The organism is Wolbachia endosymbiont of Nilaparvata lugens (assembly GCF_007115045.1).
Lineage (GTDB): Bacteria > Pseudomonadota > Alphaproteobacteria > Rickettsiales > Anaplasmataceae > Wolbachia.
In genome coordinates, this window is record NZ_MUIY01000001.1 from 38,933 (window position 1) to 40,881 (window position 1,949).

The 1,949-nt window shown below is 31.9% G+C and carries 3 protein-coding genes; all 3 read left to right on the plus strand.

The window, feature by feature from the left end:
- Positions 1 to 66: 66 nt before the first annotated feature.
- The 3 genes from BWZ41_RS00180 to BWZ41_RS08365 are packed head-to-tail and all read left to right on the plus strand — an operon-like array spanning position 67 to position 1,600.
- Entirely contained in the window at positions 67 to 1,224 is a 1,158-nt protein-coding gene (locus BWZ41_RS00180; RefSeq protein ID WP_158619486.1) for an IS4 family transposase, read from the plus strand.
- Between the two features lie 27 nt (positions 1,225 to 1,251).
- Positions 1,252 to 1,359, plus strand: a complete 108-nt coding sequence (locus tag BWZ41_RS08360) for a transposase DNA-binding-containing protein (RefSeq protein ID WP_143689681.1) — start codon at positions 1,252 to 1,254, stop codon at positions 1,357 to 1,359.
- Positions 1,343 to 1,600: a hypothetical protein gene (locus tag BWZ41_RS08365; protein WP_410543269.1), complete on the plus strand. Its 258-nt coding sequence runs from the start codon at positions 1,343 to 1,345 to the stop codon at positions 1,598 to 1,600. The genes BWZ41_RS08360 and BWZ41_RS08365 overlap by 17 nt, the downstream gene beginning before the upstream one ends.
- The last annotated feature ends 349 nt before the right edge of the window (positions 1,601 to 1,949 follow it).

A 1,949-nucleotide genomic window follows, 5' to 3' on the forward strand; every position in this document is an offset into this window, starting at 1 on the left:
CATAAGTGTTGAAAGTAGTATCAGAAAAGTATAAAGAACTGTTATTGCAAGAAAATGGAGGCAATAATGGATCAAATAGAAAGAGTACTAAATTTAATAAAAGATGAGGATTTAGAAAGGCTAGGAAAATTAAGTGAAGTAGATAAATGTAATACTAAATTGTTGGGCAAGATTATATTTAAAGGTCTAATGAAGTTAATATTAATGGGGCAAAAAACAAGCTTAAGAGCGCTAGAAATGGTAATAAACAGGTGTATAATGGATAAGAATAGCGATAAAAGTACAGTAACATACAGTGGTTTGTCAAAAAGGTTAAAAGTTATAAATCCAGAATATTTTAAGGGAGTATATATTGATTTGATGAGCAAGATTAAAAAGCTATTACCCCAAAAAACATCAAATAATTTACATAAGTTTGATTCGACAATCATAAATTTATCGGGATATCTCATAAAAGATGGGCTAAAAATAGGCGGTAAAAGTAACGACAGTCAAGTTAAAGTGAGTGTAGGATTAAAGGATCAATTGCCGACAAGTATAAGATTTTGTAAAGGACAAGAAGAAATTAGTGAAGATATAGCATTAGTGAGAGCCATTAATGAAGCTAAAGTTGAAAAAGAGGATATTTTATTATTTGATAGAGGAATCAGAAAAGTTGGAACTTTTGCCGAATTTGATGAAAAGGAGTACAAATTTATCACAAGAGTTAAAGTAGGAAGAAAACATGATGTTATAAGCAGGAACAAAGTTATAGGAGAACAAAAATCGGATGGATCAGAGATTTTAGAAGATATAATAGTTAATCTTTATCGTGCACGAGGTAAAGTAGCAGAAAAGCATGACCTACGTTTAATAAAAATTCGAAATAAGGCAGGAGATGAAATATGGTTTTTAACCAACTTGCTTGAAATGTTAGCTTATGAAGTAACAGAGCTATATAGGCGCAGGTGGGACATAGAGGTATTCTTTAAATTTATAAAGCAAAATCTTGGATATAAGCACTTTTTAAGCCATACTATGAATGGCATGAAGGTGTATATTTACATGATTATTATTACGGCTTTGTTATTTCTTGTTTATAAAATCAAAAATAATCTACACGGATTCAAAATAGCACTATTACAATTCACATTGGATCTTAATGATTCTTTTATACGTTCAATTGTTTTACTATCAGGAGGGAATTTACATGCCGTCAATCACCTTGTATCACTCCACTTATAGCACTTTCAACACTTATGGGATAAATGGCTGGAAAGAGAGTTAAAACATGTTAATTTAGGAGATACAAGACTTAATAAGAGACTTATTAAAACAGGCTATTGTATAGAGGGTAAGGCGTCTGAATCAAAGCTGTAGTGGATGGAAAGAAGCTAAGGGTGCATACAGATTATTTAGCAATGAAAAGCTTAAGGATAAGGAAATTTATTCTTCCCATTACAAAGAAACTATGGAGAGAATGAAAGGAAATCAGTTTGTTTTTTCAGTTCAAGATACAAGTTATTTGGATTTTGACTCTCATATAAAAACCAAGAGGCTAGGTAGTATTTCTAAAGCTTATACGAAGCATAAAATGGGTTTACTGTTGCACAGTGCCTAGCAAAAACGGATTACCTTTAGGTCTATCTTCTCAACAATGTTGGGCACGTTCTATTAGGGAAAAAGAAACGGCACAAGAAAAAGCAAACAGGTACCTCCATAGAAGAAAAAGAAAGTTATAAGTGGATAACAGCTCTCAAAGAAAGCATAAACAACCTTCCTGCAAATGTACAACTTTTGGTGATAGAGAGGCAGATATCTTCAAATTTTTATGGATCACTGAGACATTAGGTAGTGACCTTACCCAGAAAAAGTAGACAGAAAGTTAAGACGTTTTTGAAGTAAAATAAAACGTTTTTTCAAAGAGGTGTGGTATGACAAAAAGAAAAGAATATACAGCAGAATTCAAA